A 24993-nucleotide genomic window follows, 5' to 3' on the forward strand; every position below is an offset into this window, starting at 1 on the left:
TCAGTTCCCCGCATTGAACTTCTCGACGAGCCTGTCGTGCTCGGCGAGGGTCTTGGCGAATTCGGTCTTGCTCATGCCGTCGGTGGCGACGAAGTACATCCAGCCGTCGTTCGTCGGGTGGAGGGCGGCGTTCACCGCCTCCACCCCCGGGTTGCCGATCGGCCCGGGCGTCAGGCCCTTGTGCTTGTAGGTGTTGTACGGGTCCGGGTTGCTCAGGATCTCCTTGCGGGTGATCTTGATCTTGCTCTGGCCCGTCAGATAGTTGTACGTGGAGTCGAACTGCAGGAGCTGGAAGGTCTCCTTGTTGTCCGGACCGAGGCGGTTGTAGATGACCTCGGCCATCTTCGTGAAGTCGTCGTGCGTCTTGCCCTCGGCCTGCACGAGGCTCGCGACGGTGACCAGCTCCCACGGGCCCTTGAGCCCGAGCTGCGTCGCCTTCCCCTCCAGGTCGAGCTTGCCGTACTCCTGGTTGGCACGCGCGACCATCTTGCGCAGGGCGTCCTCGGGCTTGGCGCCCTTGGCGACGGGGTAGCTCGCCGGGAAGAGGAAGCCCTCCAGCGGGTCCTTCACCTCGGGGTGGTTCTTCGCCCAGTCCGGCAGGCCCAGGTCGTTCGCCTGCTTGAAGGCGACCTCCTTGGTGGTGCCCGGCTTGAGCCCGAGACGCTTGTCGAGCTGGTCGTACACCCAGGCGTTGCGCTTGCCCTCGGGGATGACGAAGTTCGCCTTGCTCGCCGGGCTGAGCATGAGCGCGACGGCGCTCTCCGCCGACATCTCCTTCTTCAGCGTGTAGACGCCGGCCTGGATCGTCAGGCCCTTGGGGTTCTTCTGCTGGGCGGAGACGAAGGCGTCGACGCTCTTCACGACGCCGGCCTTCTTCAGGATGTTGCCGATGACGTAACCGCCGGCGTCCTGCGGGATCTCGACCTGGACCTCGCCGGCGCCGGTGCCCGCGTAGTCGGGCGCGGCACCGAACTGGCCCTGCCAGAACTGGTAGCCGAAGTAGCCGACACCGCCGACGCCGCCCACCAGGACGAGCGCCACGACCAGGCAGGCCACGCCGTTCTTGGCCTTCTTGCCCTTGTTCCGGTTCTTGCCGCCACGGCGGTCACGCCCGGCACGGCGGCCGGCCGGCTCCTCGTCGTACTCGTCGTCGTCCCGTCCGGCGCGGTCGTCCCGGTCGTCGCCCGGGTCGTCCTCACCGGTGAAGAAGGGGTGCCGCTCCTCTTCCTGCGGCTCCGCCTCCCAGTCGTTCACCGGCTGCGGCGGCACCTGCCGACGGCCCGGGGGCTGCGGCGGCGGGTAGGCCTCGGGGGTGCCGTAGAGATCGGGGTTCTGACCGCCGTACGGATCGGCGGGCGGCGCGTTGTACGGCATGGCCGCCTGGCTCGTCTCCCAGGTGCCGTCGTACTGCTGTGCGGGATACCCGGGCGTGTCGTAACCGCCCGGGTTCCCGTACTGCTGATCGCCGTACTGCTGTGCGCCGTACTCCTGCGGCTGCTGCTGGTACGTGCCGTCGGCATATCCCTGGTGCTGCCCGTAGGGATCCTGATGGCCGTACTGCTGGGCCTGCTGCGGGTTCTGATCGCCGTACTGCTGGGCCTGCGGCGGGTCCTGGTGGCCGTACTGCTGCGCCTGCTGCGGGTACGGGTACTGCTGCTGGCCCTCCCACCCCTGGTCCCCGTACAGAGGATCCGTGGGGTGCCACGGTTCGGAGCCGGGGCTCCGGCCATACTCAGTCATCGATCCCCAAACAGCCGCGAGGCTTCCGGACCATCAGCCTCTACGTTGTGCGGCAGCTGTTCGAACACCGCCACATCGCGGGGAACGTTACCGTATCGCGATCAGTTGACATCCATCCCTCCGCACCGATAGTCGGAGAAACTTCCAGCGGTCACCCGCTTGGCTTCCTGCTTCGCTGCTGACCGCCCGCCCGGGATCGCTCCCGTTGAGGTCTTACGCCAGCTCCACAGGCCGTCACCGCCAGCCCGGCGGCCAGGAGGTTCTTCGCCCCGTTCTCGATCACGATCGTTTGGTTCTCACGAACGAGTCGGGTCGTCAGTTCGTGCAGGTGGTCGCGACGCCGGTCCGCAATCCTGGCATGCAGCCGTGCAACCCTGCGTTGTGCCTTCTGGCGGTTCTTCGAGCCGGGCTGTTTCCGTGCCAGCCGTCGCCGAGCAAGTGCGAGACGCTTCCTGTCGACCCGCTCATGCCTCGGATTCGCGACCTTCTCTCCCGTGGAAAGGGTCACCAGCGACGCGAGTCCTACGTCGAGCGCAACCGCGGGCTCGCCTGCCGGCGGCAGAGGTCGCACCGTCGGATCCTCCACCAGAAGCGCGACGAACCAGCGACCGGCAGCGTCCCGTGAGATCGTCACAGTGGAGGGTTCGGCACCGGCCGGGAGTGGCCTTGACCAAACGATCCGAAGCGGCTCGACCATCTTCGCAAGGGTCAGGCTTCCGTCGTGCCACCGGAACGCTGACCGGGTGTACTCCGCAGTGGCGCGCGACTTTTTCCGTGACTTGAATCGTGGGTACTTCGCCCGCCTTTCCCAGAAGTTCACGAACGCGCCCTGCAAGTGCCGCAGCGCCTGTTGCAGTGGCACGGAGGACACATCTCTCAGGTAGGCGAATTCGTCAGCCTTCTTCCATTCGGTGAGCATCGCCGAGCTCTGGACATAGGTGACGCGTTCGCGCCTCTGGTACCACGCCTCAGTGCGGGCATGAAGAGCAAGGTTGTACACCTTGCGCACGCAGCCAAAAGTGCGGGACAGCTCTGCCGCCTGCGCAATAGTCGGATAAAAACGGAATTTGAAGGCCCGTCTCACATACTTGCTCTTCACGACTCACACGTTAGCTTCGCAGCCTGCTGGCCACCGAGCCTTCGCGAAACGTCAGACAATCACTTCGACGCCCTCACCGGGCGGATTACCTGATACCCGTTCGGACTCAAGAGCGTTCTGAAGGATGATCACCGCGGCGGCCTGATCGATGACGGACCGCCCCTTCTTGGCCTTCACTCCCGAGGCCCGCAGCCCCTGCGTCGCCGTGACCGTCGTCATCCGCTCGTCCACCAGCCGGACCGGGACCGGGGCGATGCCCTTGGCCATTTCCCGGGCGAAGGCACGGACCTTGGTCGCGGCCGGGCCCTCCCGCCCGCTGAGCGAGCGGGGGAGGCCCACGACGACCTCGATCGGCTCGTACTCCTCGACGAGCCGGCGGAGCCGCCGGTGGGCGGCCGGGACGTCGCGTCCCGGCACGGTCTCCACCGGCGTGGCCAGGACCCCGTCGGGGTCGCAGGAGGCGACCCCGATCCGGGCGTCCCCGACGTCGACGGCGAGTCGTCGTCCTCGGCGCATCGTCACGCGGTTTCCACGACCAGGCGCTCGACCGCGTCGATGGCCTCGCCGACGGCCTGCGGGTTCTGGCCGCCGCCCTGGGCGACGTCCGGCTTGCCGCCACCGCCGCCGCCGAGGGTCTTGGCGGCGGTGCGGACCAGCTCGCCGGCCTTGAAGCCGCGCTCGCGGGCGGCCTCGTTGGTGGCGATGACCGTGAGCGGCTTGCCGCCCACCGTGCTGAACAGGGCCACGACGGCCGGGCGGTCCGACGGGATGCGGCCGCGGACGTCCAGGACCAGCCTGCGCAGGTCGTCGGCGCCGGTGCCGTCCGGCACCTGGCCGGTCACCAGGGCGACGCCGCGGATGTCCTTGGCGGACTCGACCAGACCGGCGGCGGCCTGGAGGACCTTCTCCGCGCGGAACTTCTCGATCTCCTTCTCGGCGTCCTTCAGCTTGCCGAGCATCGAGGAGATCTTCTCCGGCAGCTCCTCCGGGCGGCCCTTGACGAGCTCCTGGAGCTGGGCGACGACCGTGTGCTCCTTGGCGAGGAAGTTGTACGCGTCGACGCCGACGAGGGCCTCGATGCGGCGCACGCCGGAGCCGATGGAGGACTCGCCGAGCAGCTTCACCAGACCCAGCTGGGCGGTGTTGTGCACGTGCGTGCCGCCGCACAGCTCCTTGGAGAAGTCGCCGATGGTGACGACGCGGACCTTCTCGCCGTACTTCTCGCCGAACTCGGCGATGGCGCCCTGGCGCTTGGCCTCGTCGATCGGCATGACCTCGGCGTGCACGTCGAGCTCGCGGGCCAGGACCTCGTTGATCTTCTGCTCGACGTCCATGAGGACGGTGCCGGGGACGGCGTTCGGCGAGCCGAAGTCGAAGCGGAAGCGGCCGGGCTGGTTCTCGGAACCGGCCTGGGCGGCCGTCGGGCCGAGGGCGTCGCGCAGCGCCTGGTGGGTCAGGTGGGTGGCCGAGTGGGCGCGGGCGATGGCCCGGCGGCGGCGCACGTCGATGGCGGCGTAGGCGGTGGCGCCCACGGTGACCTCGCCGACCTGCACCGAGCCCTTGTGCACGGAGACGCCGGGCACCGGCTGCTGCACGTCGCGGACCTCGATGACCGCGCCGGAGTGCAGCTTGATGCGGCCCTGGTCGGCGATCTGGCCGCCGCCCTCGGCGTAGAACGGGGTGCGGTCGAGGACGACCTCGACCTCGTCGCCCTCGGAGGCGGCCGGCGACGGGACGCCGTTGACCAGCAGGCCGACGACGGTGGTCTCGCCCTCGGTGTTGGTGTAGCCGGTGAACTCGGTGGCGCCGGCCGCGTCGGCGATCTCGCGGTACGAGGTCAGGTCGGCGTGGCCGGTCTTCTTGGCCTGGGCGTCGGCCTTGGCGCGCTCCCGCTGCTCCTTCATCAGGCGGCGGAAGCCGTCCTCGTCCACGGTGAGGCCCTGCTCGGCGGCCATCTCGAGGGTGAGGTCGATCGGGAAGCCCCAGGTGTCGTGGAGCAGGAACGCCTTGTCGCCGGAGAGGACGGTGCCGCCGGCGGCCTTGGTCTCGGTGACGGCGGTGTCGAGGATGTTGGTGCCGCCCTTGAGGGCCTTGAGGAAGGCGGCCTCCTCGGCGAGGGCGACGGCCTCGATGCGCTTGCGGTCGGTGACGAGCTCCGGGTACTGCTCGCCCATCGTGGTGATCACGGTGTCGACGAGCTCGCCGACGACCGGGCCGGTGGCGCCGAGCAGGCGCATGTTGCGGATGGCGCGGCGCATGATGCGGCGCAGCACGTAGCCGCGGCCCTCGTTGCCGGGGGTGACGCCGTCGCCGATGAGCATCACGGACGTGCGCATGTGGTCGGCGACCACGCGCAGCGAGACGTCGCTGTCGTGGGCCTTGCCGTAGGTGACGCCGGTGAGCTCGGTGGCCTTGTCGATGACGACCTTGAGGGTGTCGGTCTCGTACATGTTGCGGACGCCCTGGAGGATCATCGCCAGGCGCTCCATGCCGAGGCCGGTGTCGATGTTCTTCGACGGCAGGTCGCCGAGGATCGGGTAGTCCTTGCCCGGGCCCTCGCCGCGCTCGTACTGCATGAAGACGAGGTTCCAGATCTCGACGTACCGCTCGTCGTTGACGGCCGGGCCGCCCTCGACGCCGAACTCGGGGCCGCGGTCGTAGTTGATCTCGGAGCAGGGGCCGCAGGGGCCGGGGACGCCCATGTCCCAGAAGTTGTCCTTCTTGCCGAGGCGCTGGATGCGCTCGGCGGGGACGCCGACGACGTCGCGCCAGATCTGCTCGGCCTCGTCGTCGTCCTGGTAGACGGTGATCCAGAGCTTCTCCGGGTCGAGCCCGTAGCCGCCGTGCTCGACCGAGGAGGTCAGCAGCTCCCAGGCGAGCTTGATGGCGCCTTCCTTGAAGTAGTCGCCGAAGGAGAAGTTGCCGCACATCTGGAAGAACGTGCCGTGGCGGGTGGTCTTGCCGACCTCTTCGATGTCGGGGGTGCGCACGCACTTCTGCACGCTGGCGGCGCGCGCGTAGGGCGGCTTGACCTCGCCCAGGAAGTAGGGCTTGAAGGGCACCATGCCGGCGGGGACGAGCAGCAGAGTCGGGTCGTCCGCGATGAGCGACGCCGAAGGGACGACGGTGTGCCCGCGCTCCTCGAAGAAGCTCAGCCAGCGGCGGCGGATTTCAGCCGACTCCATCAGTGGTCCTCATTCCGGTTGTACGTAAGCGAATAGGTGGTCGTGTCTGGGGTGGTGCGGGGTCCGAGCGCGGCCCTGCGGCGTGGTGCGCCGAGCTCGCGGTCGTCCCTGGGGCCGTCCGGGGCGTCGAGGCCGAGGGCCTCGCCGAGTTCGGCCTCCCGTCGGCGCATGTTCGCCTGCACGTCGAGGGCGAAGTCCTTCAGCCGGTGGCCCGCCTCGACGGCCTTGTCGGCCGCCTGTGCGGCGAGGCTCTCGGGGGTCAGTTGCTTGAGCTTGCGGTTGACCTTGGTGGTGGCCCACACACCGGCGGCCGCGCCGGCGGTGAACCAGAACGTACGGCGGAACATCGTGCTCAGCCCTTCTGCTTCCGGCGCCTCGCGGACGGCACGGTGCGACCGACGATCACCGTACGCCGCTCGCGTCGCGCGGGCGGCGCGTCCTGCCGGTCCCGGCCCAGCGCCTTGCGCACCCCGTAGCCGAAGGCGGCGACCTTGACGAGCGGGCCGCCGAAGGTGGAGGCGACGGTGGTGGACAGCGCGGAGGCGTTGGAGGTGACTTCCTGGACGTCCGAGGCGATGGCGTCGACCCGGTCGAGCTGGGTCCGTGCGGAGCGGACGGTCGCTGAGGCGTCGGCGAGCAGCGGGACGGCCTGCTCGGTCACGTCCGCCACGAGCTTGGTGGTCGCCTTGAGCGTCTGCGCCAGTCTCACCAGCACCACGGCGAGGAAGGAGACGAGAATCGCCCAGAACACGGCCACCAGGATCCCGGCTACCTCACCACCGGTCACGCTGCACCGCTCTCTGCTGTCGTCGGGCCCCGGACGGTCGTCGGACCCCTGCTGATAAACCTCCTCCGACCCTATCGCGCCCGGGCTCTTGTGCCGTACCGCATTACCGCGTGCGGGAGGCGAGCCGTCCGGGGCCGATTGTACGGAGCGCGCGCGGGTGAGTACGCTCCGTGTGCCATGCGACGGAGCAATCTCCCTGCGGAGCTGAATCGGTTCGTGGGACGGGCCGCCGAACAGGACGAAGTGGCCCGGCTGCTCGGCGAGTTCCGGCTGGTCACGGTGGTCGGGGTGGGTGGCGTCGGCAAGACGCGGCTGGCCCTGCGAGCCGCGGGAGCCCTGCAGAAACGCTACGCCGACGGTGTCCGGCTCGCCGAACTGGCTTCGCTGCGCGACCCGGAGCTGGTGGCCCATGCCCTGGTCGAGGCGCTGGGCCTGACCGACCACACCGTGCGCGGGCCGCGCGAGGTGCTCCTGGAGCACCTGGCGGAGCTGCGGCTGCTGCTGGTGGTGGACGGCTTCGAGCACCTGGTGGAGGAGTGCGCGGGGCTGCTGCGGGAGCTGCTTCGGGGCTGCCCGGGGCTCACGGTCCTCGCGGCGGGCCGCCGGCCGCTGCGGGTGGACGGGGAGGCGGTGTTCGGGCTCGCGCCGATGGGCGAGGCGGACGCGCTGGCGCTGCTGACCGGCCGGGCGGCGGAGGCGGGGGCCGCCGCGCCGGGCGACCCGGAGACGCTGCGGGAGCTGGTCCGGCGGCTTGACGGGATTCCGCTGGCGCTCGAACTGGCGGCGGCCCGGCTGCCGCTGCTCACCCCGGAGCAGATGCTGCGGCGGCTCGACGACCGCTTCCGGCTGCTCGACGGCGGCCGGCGGGGCGCGCTCCCCCGGCACCGGACGCTGCGCACGGCGATCGGGTGGAGCCATGAGCTGTGCACGCCCGAGGAGCGGCTGCTGTGGGCGCGGCTCTCGGTGTTCGCGGGGCCGTTCGACCTGGAGGCGGTGGAGTACGTCTGCGGGGGCCCGGAGCTGCCGGCGGACCGGGTGCTCGACGTGCTCGGCGAGCTGCTCGCGCAGTCCCTGGTGGCGCGGGAGGAGACGGCGGCGGGGACGCGTTACCGGATGCTCGACACGGTGAGCGCGTACGGGGCGGAGTGGCTGGCGGCGCTCGGCGACACCGGTCGGATGCGGCGCCGGCACCGGGACTGGTACATGGGTCTGGCCACCTGGTGCGAGCTGGAGTGGTTCAGCCCCCGGCAGGCGGAGGTGGCGGCGTGTACGGACGTGGCGCTGCCGAATCTGCGCGCGGCCCTGGAGCTGTGTCTGGAGTCGCCCGAGGAGGCCGCGCTCGCCCAGCATCTGGCGGGGACGCTGTGGTTCTACTGGGCCGGGTGCGGGCGGTTGTCGGAGGGGCGGCACTGGCTGGACCGGTCGCTGGCCATGCCGGGTGCCGGGGAGGTGACGCTGCAGGAGGACGCCCGGCTCAAAGCGCTGTGGGTGCTCGGCTATGTGGCGATCCTGCAGGGCGATCCGACGGCGGCGGTGGCGGCGCTGCACGAGTGCGCGGAGCGGGCCCGGATCACGGGGAACGAGGTGGCGCGGGCGTACGCGACGCACCGGATGGGCTGTCTGGCGCTGCTCTCGGACGACATGCCGCGGGCCGAGGAACTGATCGGCGGGGCGCTCGCGACCTACCGGGAGCTCGGCGAGCTGAACAGCAACGTGCTGATGGGCCAGGTCGAGCTGGCGATGGCGCGTGCCTTCCAGGGTGATCTGGAGGGTGCGGCGGCGCTGTCGGCGGAGGTGCGGGAGGTCTGCGAGGAGCGGGGCGAGCGCTGGACGCGGGCGTACGCGCTCTACGTGCTCGCGTACGCGGCGCTGACCGGGGGCGATCACGGGACGGCGCGGGAGCTGCTCGTCGAGTGCGTCTCGATCAACCACACCTTCCACGATCTGGTGGGCCTTGTCCTGGCGCTGGAGCTGCTGGCGCTGGTGACGGCGGCCGAGGGGGACGCGGCGGAGGCGGCGGTGCTGCAGGGTGCGGCGCGACCGGTGTGGGACTCGGTGGGGGTGCCGCTGTTCGGTTCGTCGTACTTCAACGGGCCGAGGGAGCTGTGCGGGCGGCAGCTGGGCGAGGTGCTGGGCGCCGACGGGTACGAGGTGCGCTATCGGGAGGGGCTGGCGCTGTCGCTGGACGAGGCGGTGGAGCGGGCGCTCGCCGACCGTGGGGATCGGGGCGGGGAGGGGCGTACGGAGGCGGCGCGTCCGTTCCGTACGGGCGGGTCTCCGGTCCCGGACGCGCGAAAGCCCGCCGGCTCCCCCACCGTGCGGGGCGGGGAAGCGGCGGGCTGAACACCGCGGGGGCGGTACTACGGGCCGGCTGGGATCAGCGGGCGTAGTACTCGACGACCAGCTGCTCGTCGCAGATGACCGGGATCTCCTTGCGGTTCGGGTCGCGGTCGAGGCGGAAGGCCAGGGCCTTCAGGTTGACCTGCAGGTAGCGCGGGGTCTCGCCCTCGGCGGCGAAGCCACCCTCGCGAGCGACCTGGAAGAGGGTCTTGCTGCGGGACTTCTCGCGGACCATCACGACGTCGTCGGGACGGACGCGGAAGGACGGCTTGTCGACCTTCTGGCCGTTGACCTGGATGTGGCCGTGGACGACCATCTGACGGGCCTGGTAGATGGTGCGGGCGATGCCCGAACGCAGGACCAGGGCGTCGAGACGACGCTCGAGCTCGACGACCAGGGCCTCGCCCGTCTTGCCCTCGGCCTTCTTGGCGCGGTCGTAGGCGCGGGCCATCTGGCGCTCGCTGATGTCGTACTGGGCGCGCAGACGCTGCTTCTCGAGCAGACGGACCTTGTAGTCCGAGTTCTGCTTGCGGCCACGGCCGTGCTCGCCCGGCGGGTAGGGGCGGGCCTCGAAGTACTTGACGGCCTTCGGCGTCAGGGCGATGCCGAGGGCACGCGACTTCTTGACCTTGGGACGGGACTGGTTCGGCATGAACCAACCTCTCTACTGTTTCGAATACGGCTTCACCAGGGTTCGGGAGGTCGCAATCCGCAGCCGGGGAAACCCGCCGGGTCCACGAGGGGACCTGCCGGGCAGCCGCTCCCTGGTCTGGGCACATACGTGCAGCACGCGAACGGCCCACCGCCGCTCCGGGGATTCCCGGTGGTGGTGGGTTGCCCGCGACACCTTCGAAGGTGCGCGACGCTCCTGGAACTCCGCACGGAGGCGGTGTTCCGGCTGACTGTCCCGCTCTGGTGATGTCGGCCGAGGCCGGACACGGAACGCAGCACTTCCGACCAGCATACCGGGTCCGCCGGCGCCTTCCGCACCGAGGTCGCCCGGCCCGGGGTCGGGAGCTTCCGGCCGGCGCCGCCGTCAGCCGCCCTCGCCCTTCAGGCGCTCCCTGACCTTCTCCACCACGTCCGCGTACCGCGCCTCGGCGCCGTACCGGGTCGGCTCGTAGTAGCGCCTGCCGTGGACGGTGTCCGGGGCGTACTGCTGGGGTGCGATGGCGCCGGGGACGTCGTGGGGATACACATAGCCCTGGGCGTGGCCGAGCTTGGCGGCGCCCTTGTAGTGGCCGTCGCGCAGATGGGGCGGCACGGGGCCCGCGAGGCCGTTGCGGACGTCGGCGCGGGCCGCCATGATCGCGTTCGTCGCCGCGTTCGACTTCGGGGCGAGGGCGAGGGCGATGGTGGCGTGGCTCAGGGTCAGCGCCGCCTCGGGGAAGCCGATCATCGCCACGGCCTGGGCGGCGGCGACGGCCAGCGGCAGCGCGTTCGGATCGGCCAGGCCGATGTCCTCACTGGCCGAGATCATCAGCCGCCGGGCGATGAACCGGGGGTCCTCCCCCGCCTCGATCATCCGGGCCAGATAGTGCAGCGCCGCGTCCACGTCCGAGCCGCGGATCGACTTGATGAGGGCGCTCGCCACGTCGTAGTGCTGGTCGCCGTCCCGGTCGTACGTCACCGCCGCGCGGTCGACGGTCTCCTCGAGCGTCGCCAGGGTGATCTCCGGCTCGCCCTTGTCGAGGGCCGCGCCCGCCGCCGCCTCCAGGGCGGTCAGGGCGCGCCGGGCGTCGCCGCCGGCGATCCGCAGCAGATGGGCCTCGGCGTCCTCGGGCAGGGTCACCGCGCCGCCGAGCCCCCGCTCCTCCTCCAGGGCGCGGCGCAGCAGCCCGCGCAGGTCGTCGTCGGTCAGCGGCTCCAGGGTGAGCAGGAGCGAGCGGGAGAGCAGCGGGGAGATCACCGAGAAGTACGGGTTCTCGGTGGTGGCGGCGATGAGCGTCACCCAGCGGTTCTCGACGGCCGGGAGCAGGGAGTCCTGCTGGGCCTTGGAGAAGCGGTGGATCTCGTCGAGGAAGAGGACGGTCTCCTTGCCGTAGCCGCCGGAGGCCCGCCGGGCCCCGTCGATGACGGCGCGGACCTCCTTGACGCCCGCGGTGATCGCGGAGAGCTCGACGAAGCGCTTGTCGGTGGCCTTCGACACGACGTACGCGAGGGTCGTCTTGCCGATGCCGGGCGGGCCCCACAGGATGACGGAGGAGGCGCCGGCCGGGCCGCCGTTGCCCTCGCCCACGAGCCGGCGCAGCGGCGAGCCGGGCTTGAGCAGATGCCGCTGGCCCACGACCTCGTCGAGGGTGCGCGGGCGCATCCGGACGGCCAGGGGGCTGCTGGACGGGTCCTTCTCCTGGCGTTCTTCGGCGGCGGCGGTAAACAGGTCGGGCTCCACGTCATGAAGCCTAAGTCAGAGCACTGACAACGCCGGACGGGCGGCGGCCGCCCGTCCTCCGGCCCGTCCGGTGGCCCGGCCCGTCAGCCGGTCCAGAAGTCCCACCAGCGGGTCAGGACCAGCATGCCGATGACGGCGGTGTGCAGCACGGGCAGGACCCAGGTGAACTCGTCGAGGAAGGTGCGCAGGCCCGCGGGCGCGGGCAGGACGCCTCGGCGGACGTTGTGCGAGGTGGTGTACCAGAACATGACGAGGGTGGCGACCCAGGCGAGGCAGCACCACAGGCACAGCGCGTTGATCTCGTACAGCGACTGGATCATGAGCCAGGTGCAGAAACCGACGCCGAAGAGGGTGCCGGCGTTGAGGCCGAGCCAGTACCAGCGGCGGTAGCGGGCGCCCGCGAGCAGGCCGACGCCGAGGGCGACGACGACGGCGTACGTGACGAGGCCCAGCATCGGGTTGGGGAAGCCGAACGCCGCGGCCTGCTCGCTCTTCATCACGCCGCCGCAGGAGACGATCGGATTCAGGCTGCACGCGGGCGTGAAGTTCGGGTCTTCCAGGAGCTTGAACTTGTCGAGCGTGATCACCCAGGAGGCGAGCAGTCCGGCGGCGCCGGTGATCACCAGGAGCCAGGCGAGGCCACGGCCGGCGCCGATGGCGCGGGAGTCCTCCCGCTCCGCGGTCCGGTTCGCTGCCGCTGCGTTCGTCATGTCGCTGTGCTCGCTCTTCTCGCTCTGTCGCGTCCGCCGACCGGCCACGGTCATTGTGCCGCACAGCGTGGCACGCCCGGCGTGAGCGGAGGTTAAAGGGCCCCGGCCGCCCATGGCCGGGGCCCTTCACGTGCCGCGGGGCGCGGTCAGGCGAGCTTGGCCTTGACCGCCTCGACCAGCGCGTCCAGGGCGACCGCCTGCTGCTCGCCGGAATCCATGTCCTTGAGCTGGACGACGCCCTCGGCGAGGTCGCGCTCGCCGGCGACGAGGGTGAGGCGGGCGCCGGAGCGGTTGGCGTCCTTCATCGAGCCCTTGAGTCCCTTGCCGCCGAAGGAGAAGTCGGCGGCGACGCCGGCCTTGCGGAGCTCGGTGACCTTGCCGAACAGCACCCGGCGCGCCTCCTCGCCGATGGCGACGGCGAAGACGCTGGTGGTCGCGGGCAGGTCGAGCGCCACGCCCTCGGCCTCCAGGGCGAGGACGGTGCGGTCCACGCCGAGCGCCCAGCCGACGGACGGCAGCGCGGGGCCGCCGATCATCTCGGACAGGCCGTCGTAGCGGCCGCCGCCGCCGACCGCGGACTGCGAGCCGAGGCCGTCGTGGACGAACTCGAAGGTGGTCCGGGTGTAGTAGTCGAGGCCGCGCACCAGCTTGGGGTCGTCCTCGAAGACCACGCCCGCCGCGGTGATCAGCGCGCGCACCTCCTCGTGGTACGCCTTGCACGCGTCGCACAGGTAGTCGCGCAGCAGCGGGGCGTCGGCCAGCTGCTTCTGCACCGACTCGCGCTTGTCGTCGAGGACCCGCAGCGGGTTGATCTCGGCGCGGCGCAGGGTGTCCTCGTCGAGGTCGAGGCCGCGCAGGAAGGTCTGCAGGGTCTCCCGGTAGACGGGGCGGCACTCCTTGTCGCCGAGCGAGTTCAGCAGGATGCGGTAGTCCCGCAGGCCGAGGGCGCGGTAGGCCTGGTCGGCCAGGATGATCAGCTCGGCGTCGAGGGCGGGATCCTCGGCGCCGATCGCCTCGGCGCCGACCTGGGAGAAGTGGCGGTAGCGGCCCGCCTGGGCCCGCTCGTAGCGGTAGTAGGAGCCGGAGTACCAGAGCTTGACCGGCAGGTTGCCCTGCTTGTGCAGGTTGGCCTGGAGGGCGGCGCGCAGGACGGAGGCGGTGCCCTCGGGACGCAGGGCGAGCTGGTCGCCGCCCTTCGTGGTGAGGGTGTACATCTCCTTGGTGACGATGTCGGTGGACTCGCCGACGCCGCGGGCGAAGAGGTTCACGTCCTCGAAGCCGGGGGTCTCGACGTAGCCGTAGCCGGCGTTCCTCACCTGGGTGGCGATCGCGTCGCGGACCGCCAGGAACACGGCGGAACGCGGGGGGATCAGGTCGTACGTGCCCTTGGGGGCCTGAAAGGTGCTCACGTGGGTCTCGTCACATTCCTCGTCGGGGAGCGTCCGCGCTCCCGAGGCCGGAGGCCACCTGCCGCAGATAGGGGTTGGTGGCGCGCTCCTGGCCGATGGTCGTCTGGGGACCGTGCCCCGACAGCACCACGGTCGAGTTGTCGAGCGGCAGGCACACGCGGGCCAGCGACCGCAGCATCTCGTCCATGTCACCGCCGGGCAGGTCGGTGCGTCCGATGGAGCCGGCGAACAGCAGGTCACCGGAGAAGAAGACGGAGGGGACCTCCGTGGTCTCCGGTGTCCGGAAGGTCACCGACCCCTTGGTATGACCGGGCGCGTGCGCGACGGAGAACTCCAGTCCGGCGAGCTTCAGCGCGGCGCCGTCGGTGAGCTCGTGCACGTCGTCCGGCTCGCCCACGGTCAGCTCGCCCATGAGGGGCATCCCGATGGAGCGGCCGAGGGCCTTCTCCGGGTCGCTCATCATGTACCGGTCGGCGGGGTGGATCCACGCGGGCACGTCATGGGCGCCGCAGACCGGGACGACGGAGGCGACGTGGTCGATGTGGCCATGGGTGAGGACCACGGCGACGGGCTTGAGCCGATGCTTCTTCAGCGTCTCCTCGACACCCTGGGCGGCCTGGTGGCCCGGGTCGATGATGACGCACTCCTCGCCTGCGGCGGGGGCGACCACGTAACAGTTGGTGCCCCAGGCCCCGGCGGGGAACCCGGCAATCAGCACGATCGTCCTTATTTGTCGTCCGGCAGAGGGCCGCTGCGGTGCGCTGTGCAGCGGAATGCAGCAGATCAGAGCCTACCGGCGCTGCGTATTCCACAGCCAACCCGTATACGGTACGGGCCATCCGGCCAGGACAGAACAGACGATCGACAAGGAGCGGACCCGGTGGTCACCAGCGATCAGCGGCGGCGGCAGCTCGCCAGAGAGAAGTACCTGCGGCAGCAGCAGCGGCGCGAGGAGGCGCGGCGCAGGTCGCGCCGGAACATCGTCATCGCCTCGACGCTGGCGGTGGTGCTCGCCGCGGGCGGCGCGGTGTGGGCGTCGGTGGCGCTGACCGGCGACGACGCGAAGGGCCCGGACGACGTGGCGTCCAGCCCGTCGGACACCCCGAGCCCGGAGCAGAGCACGCCCTCGCAGCCCGAGCCGAAGATGGCGATCGACACCAAGGCCTCGTACACGATGGCCCTGACGACCAACCTCGGGGACATCACGATCACGATGGACGCGGCGAAGGCCCCGCGCACCGTGAACTCCTTCAAGCACCTCGCGGACAAGAAGTACTTCGACGGCACCAAGTGCCACCGCCTCACCACCTCGGGCATCTTCGTGCTCCAGTGCGGCGACCCGAAGGGCGACGGCACCGGCGGCCCGGGCTACTCCATCCCGGACGAGAACCTGACCGGCCTCGGCAAGGCGGGGGCGGACGGCTCGGTGACGTACCCGAAGGGCACCGTGGCGATGGCCAACGCCGGCCCGAACACCGGCGGCAGCCAGTTCTTCCTGGTCTACAAGGACACCAAGCTGCCGCCGAGCTACACCCCCTTCGGCACCTTCGACGCGAAGGGCGTGAAGCTCGTCGAGGACGTCGCGAAGGCCGGTGTCGCGGGCGGCTCCGGCGACGGGGCGCCGCAGAAGGCCGTCACCATCCAGAAGGCCGCCGTCACCAAGAAGTGAGGCGCGGCGGCCCGGGAGCCGCACCCGCGCGTGACCGCCGAATTTCGGTCGCGCTGAGTGCGGACAGCCGGGCCGCCGTTCGCCTAGATTGGCGTTGTGCAGCGCAGGCCGTCGGCCGCGCTGTGGAGGGCGGGCGAGGCCCGCCGGGAAACCGTGGACGATGCCAGGGGGCGGGGCCCCCGAGTCGGCATCATGTTGAGGAGGCGCTGTGAGCAGCGACCCGTGGGGCCGCGTCGACGAGACGGGCACCGTGTACGTGCGTACGGCCGAGGGCGAGAAGGTCGTCGGTTCGTGGCAGGCCGGCAGCCCCGAGGAGGCGCTGGCCTACTTCGAGCGCAAGTACGAGGGCCTGGTGGTCGAGATCGGCCTCCTCGAAAAGCGGGTGAGGACCACCGACCTCTCGGCGAAGGACGCGCAGGCGGCCATCGACCACATCCGCCAGCAGGTCGACGAGCACCACGCGGTGGGCGACCTGGCCGCGCTGTCGGCCCGGCTCGACAAGCTGACGGAGACGGTGGAGGCGCGCCGCGAGGAGCGCAAGGCGCAGAAGGCGAAGCAGGCCGACGAGGCCCGCGCCGCCAAGGAGGCGCTGGTCACCGAGGCCGAGGAGCTGGCGCAGAGCGAGCAGTGGCGGGCCGCGGGCGAGCGGCTCCGGGCGCTCGTGGACACCTGGAAGGGCCTGCCGAGGCTCGACCGGAAGTCGGACGACGAGCTGTGGCACCGCTTCTCGCACGCCCGCTCGGCCTTCTCCAAGCGCCGCAAGGCCCACTTCGCGGCGCTGGACGCGCAGCGCGAGGAGGCCCGCAAGACGAAGGAGAAGCTGGTCGCCGAGGCCGAGGCCCTGTCGAACTCCACCGACTGGGGTGCGACGGCCGCCCGCTACCGCGAGCTGATGGCGGACTGGAAGGCGGCGGGCCGGGCCCAGCGCGAGCACGAGGACGAGCTGTGGAACCGCTTCCGCGGCGCCCAGGACGTGTTCTTCGCGGCGCGCGGCGAGGTCTTCGCCGAGCGCGACGCCGAGCAGACCGAGAACCTCAAGCTGAAGGAGGAGCTCGCGGCCGAGGCGGAGAAGCTGGTGCCGGTGTCGGACCTGAAGGCGGCCCGTGCCGCGTTCCGCTCCCTCAACGAGCGCTGGGAGGCCATCGGCCACGTGCCGCGCGACGCCCGCCCGAAGGTCGAGGGCCGGATGCACGCGGTGGAGCGGGCGATCCAGGAGGCCGAGGAGGCCGAGTGGCGCCGCACCAACCCGGAGGCGCGGGCGCGTGCCGCGGGTCTGACGGGCCAGCTGCAGGACGCGGTCGACAAGCTGCGGAAGCAGATCGACGCGGCCCGCGCGGCGGGCAACGACGCCAAGGCCGACAAGCTCGCCAAGGAGCTGGAGGGCCGCCAGGCGCTGCTCGACCAGGCTCTGAAGGGTCTGCAGGAGTTCGGCGGCTGAGAGGCTGAGACGCCGGCGCCGATACGCGAAGGGCCCCCGGGACGCGTCCCGGGGGCCCTTGCCGTACGTACGGCTACGGGCGCCGCGCGCTGGTGACCCGGTACACGTCGTAGACGCCCTCCACTCCCCGCACGGCCTTCAGGACGTGCCCGAGGTGCTTGGGGTCGCCCATCTCGAAGGTGAAGCGGGAGGTGGCCACCCGGTCGCGGGAGGTCTGCACCGCCGCCGACAGGATGTTGACGTGCTGGTCCGACAGGACCCGGGTGACGTCCGAGAGCAGCCGGGAGCGGTCCAGGGCCTCGACCTGGATGGCGACGAGGAACACCGAGGACTGGGTGGGCGCCCACTCGACGTCGAGGATCCGCTCCGGCTCCCGGGACAGCGACTCGACGTTGACGCAGTCGCTGCGGTGCACCGAGACGCCGCTGCCGCGGGTGACGAAGCCGATGATCGGATCGCCGGGCACCGGGGTGCAGCAGCGGGCCAGCTTCACCCAGACGTCCTCGACGCCCTTGACGACCACGCCCGGGTCGGCGCTGGAGCGGCGCTTGGAGCGGCCCCGCGAGGGCGGGGAGGTCTCGGCGATGTCCTCGGTCGCGGCCTCTTCGCCGCCGAGGGCCTGCACCAGCTTCTGGACGATGGACTGGGCGGTGACATGGCCCTCGCCGATCGCCGCGTACAGCGAGGAGATGTCGCTGTAGCGCATCTCGTGGGCGAGGGTGACCAGCGAGTCGCCGGTGAGGATCCGCTGGATCGGCAGGTTCTGCTTGCGCATGGCCCGCGCGATGGCGTCCTTGCCCTGCTCGATGGCCTCGTCGCGGCGCTCCTTGGAGAACCAGGCGCGGATCTTGTTGCGGGCGCGGGGCGACTTGACGAAGCCCAGCCAGTCCCGGGAGGGTCCGGCGCCGGGCGCCTTGGAGGTGAAGACCTCGACCAGGTCGCCGTTGTCGAGGGTCGACTCCAGCGGGACGAGCCGGCCGTTGACCCGGGCGCCTATGGTGCGGTGGCCGACCTCGGTGTGGACGGCGTAGGCGAAGTCGACCGGGGTGGCGCCGGCGGGCAGCGCTATGACGTCGCCCTTGGGGGTGAAGACGAAGACCTCGTTTCGGGAGAGGTCGAAGCGCAGCGACTCCAGGAACTCGCTGGGGTCCTCGGTCTCCTTCTGCCAGTCGAGCAGCTGGCGCAGCCACGCCATGTCGTTGATGTGGTCGTCCTTGCCGGGCTTCCGCGGCACGTCGGTGCGCACCTTGGAGGCGCCGGCGACGGCCTCCTGCTTGTACTTCCAGTGGGCGGCGATGCCGTACTCGGCGCGCCGGTGCATGTCGAAGGTGCGGATCTGCAGCTCGACCGGCTTGCCGTTGGGTCCGATGACCGTCGTGTGCAGCGACTGGTACATGTTGAACTTCGGCATCGCGATGTAGTCCTTGAACCGGCCGGGGACCGGGTTCCATCGCGCGTGGACGGTGCCGAGGGCCGCGTAGCAGTCGCGGACGGTGTCCACGAGGACGCGGATGCCGACCAGGTCGTAGATCTCCGCGAAGTCCCGGCCGCGGACGATCATCTTCTGGTAGACGCTGTAGTAGTGCTTGGGACGGCCGGTGACGGTGGCCTTGATGCGGGCGGCCCGCAGGTCGGCCTGGACCTCGTCGGTCACTATGGCGAGGTACTCGTCGCGCTTGGGGGCGCGCTCGGCGACGAGCCGGACGATCTCGTCGTACATCTTGGGGTAGAGGATCGCGAAGGCGAGGTCCTCCAGCTCCCACTTGATGGTGTTCATGCCCAGCCGGTGGGCCAGCGGGGCGTAGATCTCCAGGGTCTCGCGGGCCTTCTTCTCCTGCTTCTCCCGCTTGAGATAGCGCATGGTGCGCATGTTGTGCAGGCGGTCGGCGAGCTTGATGACCAGGACCCGGGGGTCCTTGGCCATGGCGACGACCATCTTGCGGACGGTCTCGGCCTGCGCGGCCTCGCCGAACTTGACCTTGTCGAGCTTGGTGACGCCGTCGACGAGCAGGGCGACCTGGTCGCCGAAGTCGCGGCGCAGGGTGTCGAGGCCGTACTCGGTGTCCTCGACGGTGTCGTGCAGGAGCCCGGCCATCAGGGTCGCCGGGTCCATGCCGAGCTCGGCGAGGATGGTGGTAACGGCGAGCGGGTGGGTGATGTACGGGTCGCCGCTCTTGCGCTTCTGGCCGCGGTGCCAGCGCTCGGCGACCTGGTAGGCCCGCTCGATCTGGCGGAGCGTCGCGGTCTCGATCTTCGGGTCGTTGGAGCGGACGATCCGCAGCAGCGGTTCGAGGACCGGGTTGTACGGGGAGGAGCGCTGGACGCCCAGGCGGGCGAGCCGGGCGCGGACCCGGCTGGAGGAGCCGCCGGAGCGAGCGGGCGCGGCGGGCGCGGGCCGGGCGGACGGGGCCGGTGCGGGTGCCGCGGGCCTGGGCCGGCCCTCCGCGGGCTGGTTCTGGGACGCGGCGGGGCCCGGCGCGGCCTTCTCGGCCTTGGGGTCGGGCTGCGCGGCGGAGAGTGGCTGGGCCTCGTCTGGCAAGAGCGCTCCTTGAGGGGTCCCCCCGGACGGACTCTGGGGGAGGTTCCGGGTCCCCCGGTCAGGCCCGGAAAGGCCATCGTATCGACCTGGAAGCGCCTGTGCTCAAACAGCCTGGAGGCTGAGACGCGCTGGTGCGGCCGAGGTGCCTCACCGGGTCCCCGTTCCGGGGCCTGTCCGGAAAACGACGGGGGCGGCCCGGGGATTCCCCGGGCCGCCCTGGTGCCGGTCGGGCCGGCGCCTGTGTCGTCGGTCCGTCGTCGGACGGTTCCGTCGTCGAACGGTTTCCGTCGTCCTCAGACGGTTCCGTCAATCGTCAGACGGTTCCGTCCGTCGTCAGACAGTTCCGTCCGTCGTCAGACGGTGATGAGCGCGGTGAGCGGAGCGCCGCCGAGGGCGGGCTCGAGCCGGGCCCGGCCCGGCAGGAAGCCGAGCTCCATGAGCACGGCGACACCGGCGACCTCGGCCCCGGCGCGCCGGATGAGCTCGACGGAGGCCTCGGCGGTGCCGCCGGTGGCGAGGACGTCGTCGATGACCATGACGCGGTCACCGGCGGCCAGGTCCTCGGCGTGCACCTCGATCTCGGCGGTGCCGTACTCCAGCTCGTAGGCCTGCCGCAGGGTGGCCCCGGGCAGCTTGCCGGCCTTGCGGACCGGGATGAAGCCCAGTCCGGCGCGGACGGCGACCGGCGCGGCCAGGATGAAGCCGCGGGCCTCCAGGCCGACGATCTTCGTGGCGCCCTGCTCGCGGCAGAGCGCCGCGAGGGCGTCGGTGAGCGCGGTGAACGCCTCCGGGTCCGCGAGCAGCGGGGTGATGTCCTTGAACAGCACCCCCGGCTTCGGGTAGTCGGGGACGTCCCGGATCCGGCTGAGCAGCAGCTCGGTGGTGCTCGGTGCGACGGCCGTCATCCGCGGCGCTCCGAGGAGCGGTCCCGGCGGGCCTGGCCGACGACGGCGGCCTCGCCCGCGAGGGCGTCCTCCTGGAGGTCGCCGTCGGACTCGCCCCGGGCCGTCCCGTCGGCCCGCCGGGCCAGGACCTTCCTCCGCAGGGACTTCATGGCCGGCTCGCGCTCCTTGAGGTCGGCGACGAGCGGGGTGGCGATGAAGATCGAGGAGTAGGCGCCGGCGGCGAGACCCACGAACAGCGACAGCGAGATGTCGTTCAGCATGCCGGCGCCGAGGACGCCGCCGCCGATGAAGAGCAGACCGGCGACCGGCAGCAGGGCCACGACCGTGGTGTTGATCGAACGGACCAGGGTGCTGTTGATCGAGCGGTTGGCGATGTCGCTGTAGGTCCAGCGGTTCTGCTTGCGGATGTCCTTCGTCTGTTCCTTGAGGGAGTCGAAGACGACGACGGTGTCGTACAGCGAGTAACCGAGAATGGTCAGCAGACCGATCACCGTACCGACCGTGACCTCGAAGCCGACCAGCGAGTAGATGCCGACCGTGATGGTGAGGTCGTGGATGAGCGCGATGAGGGCCGCGACCGCCATGCGCCACTCGAAGGCGATCGCCAGATAGATCACCACGAGGATCATGAAGACCCCGAGGCCCGTCCAGGCCTTCGTGGCGATCTGCTCACCCCAGCTGGGGCCGACGAGCTCGGCCGCGATCCTCGTCTCGGGGACGTTCAGGTCCTTGGCGAGCTCCGCGCGGACCTGGTCGGACTTCTCGGTGTCGAGACCGCCGACCTGGATGCGCAGGGTGCCGTTGCCGAGCTGCTGGACGATGGCGTCGTGGCCGGAGGCCTCTTCCGCGTACTCGGTGGCCTGGCTGACCGTGACGTCCGTCTTCGGGGTGGTGAAGACGGCGCCGCCCTGGAACTCGATGCCCATGTTGAGTCCGCGGACCGCGAGGGCGACGATCGCCGTGATGGTGATCAGGATCGAGATGCCGTACCAGATCTTGCGGTTGCCGATGAAGTCGTAGCCGACCTCACCGCGGTGGAGTCGGGCGCCGAGATCGCCGAGCTTCGACATCTCACGCCTCCTTCGGGTCGATGGGGCCGGCGGCCGGGGCGGACGGGCGGCGGGTGCGGCGCAGCGGCGGCTTGGCGCCGAGGCGCTTGGGGTCCAGACCGGACCACGCGTGGCCGTTGCCGAAGAACTTGGTGCGCGCGAGGAGCGTCATCACCGGCTTGGTGAAGAGGAACACCACCACGATGTCGAGCAGCGTGGTCAGACCGAGGGTGAACGCGAAGCCCTGGACCTTGCCGACGGTGACGATGAACAGCACGGCGGCGGCGAGGAACGACACGAAGTCGGAGACCAGGATGGTGCGCCGGGCCCGCGGCCAGGCGCGCTCGACGGCCGGGCGCAGGGTGCGGCCCTCGCGGACCTCGTCGCGGATGCGCTCGAAGTACACGATGAACGAGTCCGCGGTGATGCCGATGGCGACGATGGCGCCGCAGACGGCCGGCAGGTTGAGCGCGAAGCCGATGGCCGGGCCGAGCAGGGCCATGATCACGTAGGTGAGCAGGGCCGAGGCGCCGAGGCTGAGGATGGCGATCAGCGACAGGCCGCGGTAGTAGACCACCAGGTAGATGACGACCAGGGCGAGACCGATGGCGCCGGCGATCAGGCCGGCCTCCAGCTGCTCGCCGCCGAGGGCGGCGGTGACGGTGTCGACGCTCTGGGTGTCGAAGGAGAGCGGCAGGGCGCCGTAGGACAGGATGTTGCCGAGGTCCTGGGCCGACTGCTGGTTGAAGCTGCCGGAGATCTCGGCGCTGGCGCTCAGGGTCTGGCGCACGGACGGGGCCGAGACGACCTCGCCGTCCAGGACGATCGCGAACTGGTTCTGCGGCTCGGTCTGCTGCGACAGCTTGCTGGTGATCTTCTGGAACTTCTTCGAGCCCTCGCCCGTGAAGTCCATGGTGACGATCCACATGCCGCGCTGCTGGTCGAAGACGCCCTTGGCGTCGTCGACGTCCCTGCCCTCGACCTCGGCCGGGCCGAGCAGGTACTTCTCCCACTGGCCGATGGAGTTCTTGCCGCAGGCGACGGTCGGCTCGGTCGGCTTGACGCCCTGGCCGGCGGCGGAGCGCTGCTTGGGGTCGAGGCAGTTGAGCGCCGTGAACTTCTTCTGCAGGGCGTCGGTGGCGGCATCGCCGGTCCCGGTCGGCTTGGGCGTCGTGGACGCCTTCGGCGACGCGGAGGAGCTCGCGGTCGGCGTCGGGCTCGGGGCCTTCAGCGCCTCGGTGAGGGCGCGGCCCTGCGTGGAGGCGCTCGACGACGGGGTGGCGGTGGTGTCGCCCTTGCCCTTGTCCGCGGTGGCGCCGGAAGCGGTGGGCTTCGGCGAGGCGGAGGGGGAGCCGCTCGGCGAGGAGCTGGGGTTCGGCGCGGGCTGCTCGGCCGCGGCGACGGCCAGGACCGGCCGGAAGTACAGCTGGGCGGTCGTACCGACCTGCTCGCGGGCCTGCTTCTCGTTCGTCCCCTTGGGGATGTTCACGATGATGTTCTCGCGGCCCTGCGTCTGGACCTCGGCCTCGGAGACACCGAGACCGTTGACACGGCGCTCGATGATGCCGACCGCCGTGTTCATGTTGGTCTCGTTGACGGCGGACTCCTGTCCGGGCTCCGCCTTCGCCTTGAGCGTGATCGACGTGCCGCCGGCGAGGTCGATGCCCAGGCGCGGGGTGGTGTGCCCCGACCAGAACATGCCGCCGGTGAGCGCCACCATGGCGATCAGAATGAGTGCCAGGGCGCGGCCCGGCCGGCCCTGGCCCCCCGCCGGCCTTCGGCCCTTCTTCGGTGCTGCCACCTGTCGTTTCTCCCTGTCCAAACCGTCGCGGCGCCGGTGGGCGCGCGACGGCCACGAAGTGTGTGTGGGGACCTGCCCCCGCGGTCGAAACCGTCGCCGGAGCCGCGCGCCCGCCGGGTGGGCGTGACGCGCGGCTCCGGCAGCGAACTACTTCGCTTCGGTCTCGCCGTCGGCCTTGCCGCCCTTGTCGCCCTCGCCCGCGTCCGTCTTCTTGGTGAGATCGGCCTTGGCGTCCGCGGTGGTCTCGCCGCTGTCGTCTGCCTCGTCGGCCTTCTCCGCGGTCTCGGCGGGCTCGGCGGTCTCGGTCAGCGAGGAGGCGTCGTCCGGGACGACGGTGTCGTCGTCGCCGTGGACGATGCGGTTGTACTCGGCGTCCTCGAGGACGGCGCCGATGGCGTTCTTCGCGTAGACCGCGTGGACGCCGGGCGCGACCTCGAGGAGGACGGTCTCGTCGCCGACCTCCTTGACGGTGGCGTACATCCCCCCGATGGTGCGTACGCCGGAGCCGGGCTGCATCTGGTTGCGCATCTCCACCGCCTGCTGCTGCTTCTTCTTGGCAGAGCGGGTCATGAGGAACATGGCCCCGATGAGCACGATGAACGGGAGGAGCATGCCGATGTTATTCACGGGACGGAATTTCCTTCGCAAGGCCGGGGAAGACTCCGCGGCCTGATTCGGGGGTGGGTGCGCCGACCACAAGGAGCGGCATCGGCGGAGTCTAGGCGAGTCCGCATCGATGGAACAACGCCCAGCATCGCACCCCGGTTCCCGAACGGGCGAGTCTCCGCGCCGTCACGCCCCGAAGAGCCCCTGTTGTCCGGTTCCCGCGCCGTTCCCCGCCGCTGCCTGCGGCGGAGCCAGTCCGAGGTGGGTCCAGGCCGCCGGAGTGGCGACCCGGCCACGGGGCGTGCGGGCGAGCAGCCCCTCCCGTACGAGGAAGGGCTCGGCGACCTCCTCGACGGTCTCGCGCTCCTCCCCCACCGCGACCGCGAGGGTGGACAGGCCGACGGGGCCGCCGCCGAAGAGCTTGAGCAGGGCTTCCAGGACCGCCCGGTCGAGGCGGTCGAGGCCGCGGCTGTCGACCTCGTAGACGGCGAGGGCGGCGGCGGCGATCTCGCGGTCGATCACCCCGTCGGCCCTCACCTGGGCGTAGTCGCGGACGCGGCGGAGCAGCCGGTTGGCGATGCGGGGGGTGCCGCGGGAGCGGCCGGCGATCTCGGCGGCGCCGTCGGTGTCGATCTCGACGTCCAGGAGTCCGGCGGAGCGGCGCACGACCCGCTCCAGCTCGTGGGGCTCGTAGAACTCCATGTGGGCGGTGAAGCCGAAGCGGTCGCGCAGCGGGGGCGGCAGCAGACCGGCCCGGGTGGTGGCGCCGACCAGGGTGAAGGGCGGCAGTTCCAGGGGGATGGCGGTGGCCCCGGGGCCCTTGCCGACGATCACGTCGACGCGGAAGTCCTCCATCGCCATGTAGAGCATCTCCTCGGCGGGCCGGGACATCCGGTGGATCTCGTCGAGGAAGAGGATCTCGCCCTCCTGGAGGGAGGAGAGGATGGCGGCGAGGTCGCCGGCGTGCTGGATGGCGGGGCCGCTGGTGATCCTGATCGGGGCGTTCATCTCCGCCGCGATGATCATCGACAGGGTGGTCTTGCCGAGGCCGGGGGCGCCGGAGAGCAGGACGTGGTCGGCGGTGGCACCGCGCTGGCGGGCGGCCTTGAGGACCAGGTCGAGCTGCTGGCGGACCTTCTCCTGGCCGACGAACTCGCTGAGGTCCTTGGGGCGCAGCGCGGCCTCGACGGCCTGGTCGTCGCCTTCGGCGGCGGAGCCGACGATCCGCGCGTCCGGCTCGGCGGTGCTGTCGTCGTCCCAGTTCACGGGGGAGTCTGCCTTCTTGTGGGTGGGGTGGGCGGGGATGCGAAGGGGCCGCCGGAGA

Annotated in this window: 19 protein-coding genes and 1 pseudogene; 3 read left to right on the plus strand and 17 right to left on the minus strand. The window is 70.9% G+C overall.

All coding sequences use genetic code 11. From position 1 onward, the window contains the following. The 6 genes and pseudogenes from mltG to ABTZ91_RS14030 form a co-directional block, all read right to left on the minus strand. Positions 1-1740, minus strand: coding sequence for an endolytic transglycosylase MltG (mltG, locus tag ABTZ91_RS14005; RefSeq protein WP_352077383.1), 1740 nt, complete (start codon positions 1738-1740; stop codon positions 1-3). Positions 1741-1841: 101 nt separating this feature from the next. Continuing rightward, a pseudogene (locus ABTZ91_RS14010) lies at positions 1842-2839 on the minus strand (RNA-guided endonuclease InsQ/TnpB family protein). A 51-nt stretch (positions 2840-2890) separates the two neighbouring features. Continuing rightward, positions 2891-3355, minus strand: a complete 465-nt coding sequence (gene ruvX, locus ABTZ91_RS14015; RefSeq protein ID WP_352077572.1) for a Holliday junction resolvase RuvX — start codon at positions 3353-3355, stop codon at positions 2891-2893. A 2-nt stretch (positions 3356-3357) separates the two neighbouring features. Next, positions 3358-6024: an alanine--tRNA ligase gene (alaS, locus tag ABTZ91_RS14020; protein ID WP_352077384.1), complete on the minus strand. Its 2667-nt coding sequence runs from the start codon at positions 6022-6024 to the stop codon at positions 3358-3360. After that, positions 6024-6371, minus strand: coding sequence for a DUF6167 family protein (locus tag ABTZ91_RS14025; RefSeq protein WP_352077385.1), 348 nt, complete (start codon positions 6369-6371; stop codon positions 6024-6026). The genes alaS and ABTZ91_RS14025 overlap by 1 nt, the downstream gene beginning before the upstream one ends. Positions 6372-6376: 5 nt before the next feature. Continuing rightward, positions 6377-6811 (minus strand): DUF948 domain-containing protein, encoded by a 435-nt coding sequence (locus tag ABTZ91_RS14030; protein ID WP_352077386.1) that lies wholly within the window; start codon positions 6809-6811, stop codon positions 6377-6379. A 177-nt stretch (positions 6812-6988) separates the two neighbouring features. On the opposite strand from ABTZ91_RS14030, the gene ABTZ91_RS14035 reads away from it, so the two are divergent. Further along, positions 6989-9154 (plus strand): AAA family ATPase, encoded by a 2166-nt coding sequence (locus tag ABTZ91_RS14035; RefSeq protein WP_352077387.1) that lies wholly within the window; start codon positions 6989-6991, stop codon positions 9152-9154. Between the two features lie 34 nt (positions 9155-9188). Here ABTZ91_RS14035 and rpsD read toward each other — a convergent pair whose 3' ends face one another. The 5 genes from rpsD to ABTZ91_RS14060 all read right to left on the minus strand — a co-directional run bounded on the left by rpsD (position 9189) and on the right by ABTZ91_RS14060 (position 14380). Then, positions 9189-9803 (minus strand): 30S ribosomal protein S4, encoded by a 615-nt coding sequence (gene rpsD, locus ABTZ91_RS14040; RefSeq protein WP_352077388.1) that lies wholly within the window; start codon positions 9801-9803, stop codon positions 9189-9191. Between the two features lie 384 nt (positions 9804-10187). Further along, entirely contained in the window at positions 10188-11543 is a 1356-nt protein-coding gene (locus ABTZ91_RS14045) for a replication-associated recombination protein A (protein WP_352077389.1), read from the minus strand. Positions 11544-11626: 83 nt separating this feature from the next. Then, positions 11627-12253 (minus strand): vitamin K epoxide reductase family protein, encoded by a 627-nt coding sequence (locus tag ABTZ91_RS14050; RefSeq protein WP_352077390.1) that lies wholly within the window; start codon positions 12251-12253, stop codon positions 11627-11629. 146 nt (positions 12254-12399) lie between these two features. Then, positions 12400-13662: a histidine--tRNA ligase gene (gene hisS / locus ABTZ91_RS14055; RefSeq protein WP_352077391.1), complete on the minus strand. Its 1263-nt coding sequence runs from the start codon at positions 13660-13662 to the stop codon at positions 12400-12402. A gap of 10 nt (positions 13663-13672) precedes the next feature. Then, a complete protein-coding gene (locus ABTZ91_RS14060) occupies positions 13673-14380 on the minus strand; it encodes an MBL fold metallo-hydrolase (RefSeq protein WP_352077392.1) in 708 nt (235 codons plus the stop codon). 162 nt (positions 14381-14542) lie between these two features. On the opposite strand from ABTZ91_RS14060, the gene ABTZ91_RS14065 reads away from it, so the two are divergent. Together ABTZ91_RS14065 and ABTZ91_RS14070 are read left to right on the plus strand one after the other, a co-directional pair. Continuing rightward, a complete protein-coding gene (locus ABTZ91_RS14065) occupies positions 14543-15331 on the plus strand; it encodes a peptidylprolyl isomerase (protein WP_352077393.1) in 789 nt (262 codons plus the stop codon). Positions 15332-15539: 208 nt separating this feature from the next. After that, positions 15540-16769 carry a DUF349 domain-containing protein gene (locus ABTZ91_RS14070; protein ID WP_352077394.1) on the plus strand — a complete coding sequence of 410 codons (1230 nt, stop codon included), beginning with the start codon at positions 15540-15542 and terminating at the stop codon, positions 16767-16769. Between the two features lie 73 nt (positions 16770-16842). Here the strand turns inward: ABTZ91_RS14070 and ABTZ91_RS14075 are convergent, their stop codons facing one another. The 6 genes from ABTZ91_RS14075 to ruvB all read right to left on the minus strand — a co-directional run bounded on the left by ABTZ91_RS14075 (position 16843) and on the right by ruvB (position 24935). Beyond that, positions 16843-19308: a bifunctional (p)ppGpp synthetase/guanosine-3',5'-bis(diphosphate) 3'-pyrophosphohydrolase gene (locus ABTZ91_RS14075; protein WP_352077395.1), complete on the minus strand. Its 2466-nt coding sequence runs from the start codon at positions 19306-19308 to the stop codon at positions 16843-16845. A gap of 353 nt (positions 19309-19661) precedes the next feature. After that, a complete protein-coding gene (locus ABTZ91_RS14080) occupies positions 19662-20213 on the minus strand; it encodes an adenine phosphoribosyltransferase (protein WP_352077396.1) in 552 nt (183 codons plus the stop codon). Continuing rightward, entirely contained in the window at positions 20210-21283 is a 1074-nt protein-coding gene (gene secF, locus ABTZ91_RS14085; RefSeq protein WP_352077397.1) for a protein translocase subunit SecF, read from the minus strand. Before secF ends, ABTZ91_RS14080 begins: the two co-directional genes overlap by 4 nt. A gap of 1 nt (position 21284) precedes the next feature. Beyond that, on the minus strand, positions 21285-23063 hold the full coding sequence (secD, locus tag ABTZ91_RS14090; RefSeq protein ID WP_352077398.1) for a protein translocase subunit SecD: 1779 nt from the start codon (positions 23061-23063) through the stop codon (positions 21285-21287). Between the two features lie 147 nt (positions 23064-23210). After that, positions 23211-23675, minus strand: a complete 465-nt coding sequence (gene yajC, locus ABTZ91_RS14095; protein WP_352077573.1) for a preprotein translocase subunit YajC — start codon at positions 23673-23675, stop codon at positions 23211-23213. Between the two features lie 180 nt (positions 23676-23855). Beyond that, complete coding sequence (ruvB, locus tag ABTZ91_RS14100) at positions 23856-24935, minus strand: Holliday junction branch migration DNA helicase RuvB (RefSeq protein WP_352077399.1); 1080 nt, start codon at positions 24933-24935, stop codon at positions 23856-23858. Between the last annotated feature and the right edge of the window lie 58 nt (positions 24936-24993).

Source organism: Streptomyces sp. NPDC126499, assembly GCF_040302485.1.
Taxonomy (GTDB): Bacteria; Actinomycetota; Actinomycetes; order Streptomycetales; family Streptomycetaceae; genus Streptomyces.

What these genes read in the sequence shown, in the direction of transcription:
- mltG (WP_352077383.1), bottom strand. Translation starts at nt 1,740, where the DNA reads ATGACTGAGTATGGCCGGAGCCCCGGCTCCGAACCGTGGCACCCCACG.
- ruvX (WP_352077572.1), bottom strand. Translation starts at nt 3,355, where the DNA reads ATGCGCCGAGGACGACGACTCGCCGTCGACGTCGGGGACGCCCGGATC.
- alaS (WP_352077384.1), bottom strand. Translation starts at nt 6,024, where the DNA reads ATGGAGTCGGCTGAAATCCGCCGCCGCTGGCTGAGCTTCTTCGAGGAG.
- ABTZ91_RS14025 (WP_352077385.1), bottom strand. Translation starts at nt 6,371, where the DNA reads ATGTTCCGCCGTACGTTCTGGTTCACCGCCGGCGCGGCCGCCGGTGTG.
- ABTZ91_RS14035 (WP_352077387.1), top strand. Translation starts at nt 6,989, where the DNA reads ATGCGACGGAGCAATCTCCCTGCGGAGCTGAATCGGTTCGTGGGACGG.
- rpsD (WP_352077388.1), bottom strand. Translation starts at nt 9,803, where the DNA reads ATGCCGAACCAGTCCCGTCCCAAGGTCAAGAAGTCGCGTGCCCTCGGC.
- ABTZ91_RS14050 (WP_352077390.1), bottom strand. Translation starts at nt 12,253, where the DNA reads ATGACGAACGCAGCGGCAGCGAACCGGACCGCGGAGCGGGAGGACTCC.
- ABTZ91_RS14080 (WP_352077396.1), bottom strand. Translation starts at nt 20,213, where the DNA reads ATGACGGCCGTCGCACCGAGCACCACCGAGCTGCTGCTCAGCCGGATC.
- secF (WP_352077397.1), bottom strand. Translation starts at nt 21,283, where the DNA reads ATGTCGAAGCTCGGCGATCTCGGCGCCCGACTCCACCGCGGTGAGGTC.
- yajC (WP_352077573.1), bottom strand. Translation starts at nt 23,675, where the DNA reads ATGCTCCTCCCGTTCATCGTGCTCATCGGGGCCATGTTCCTCATGACC.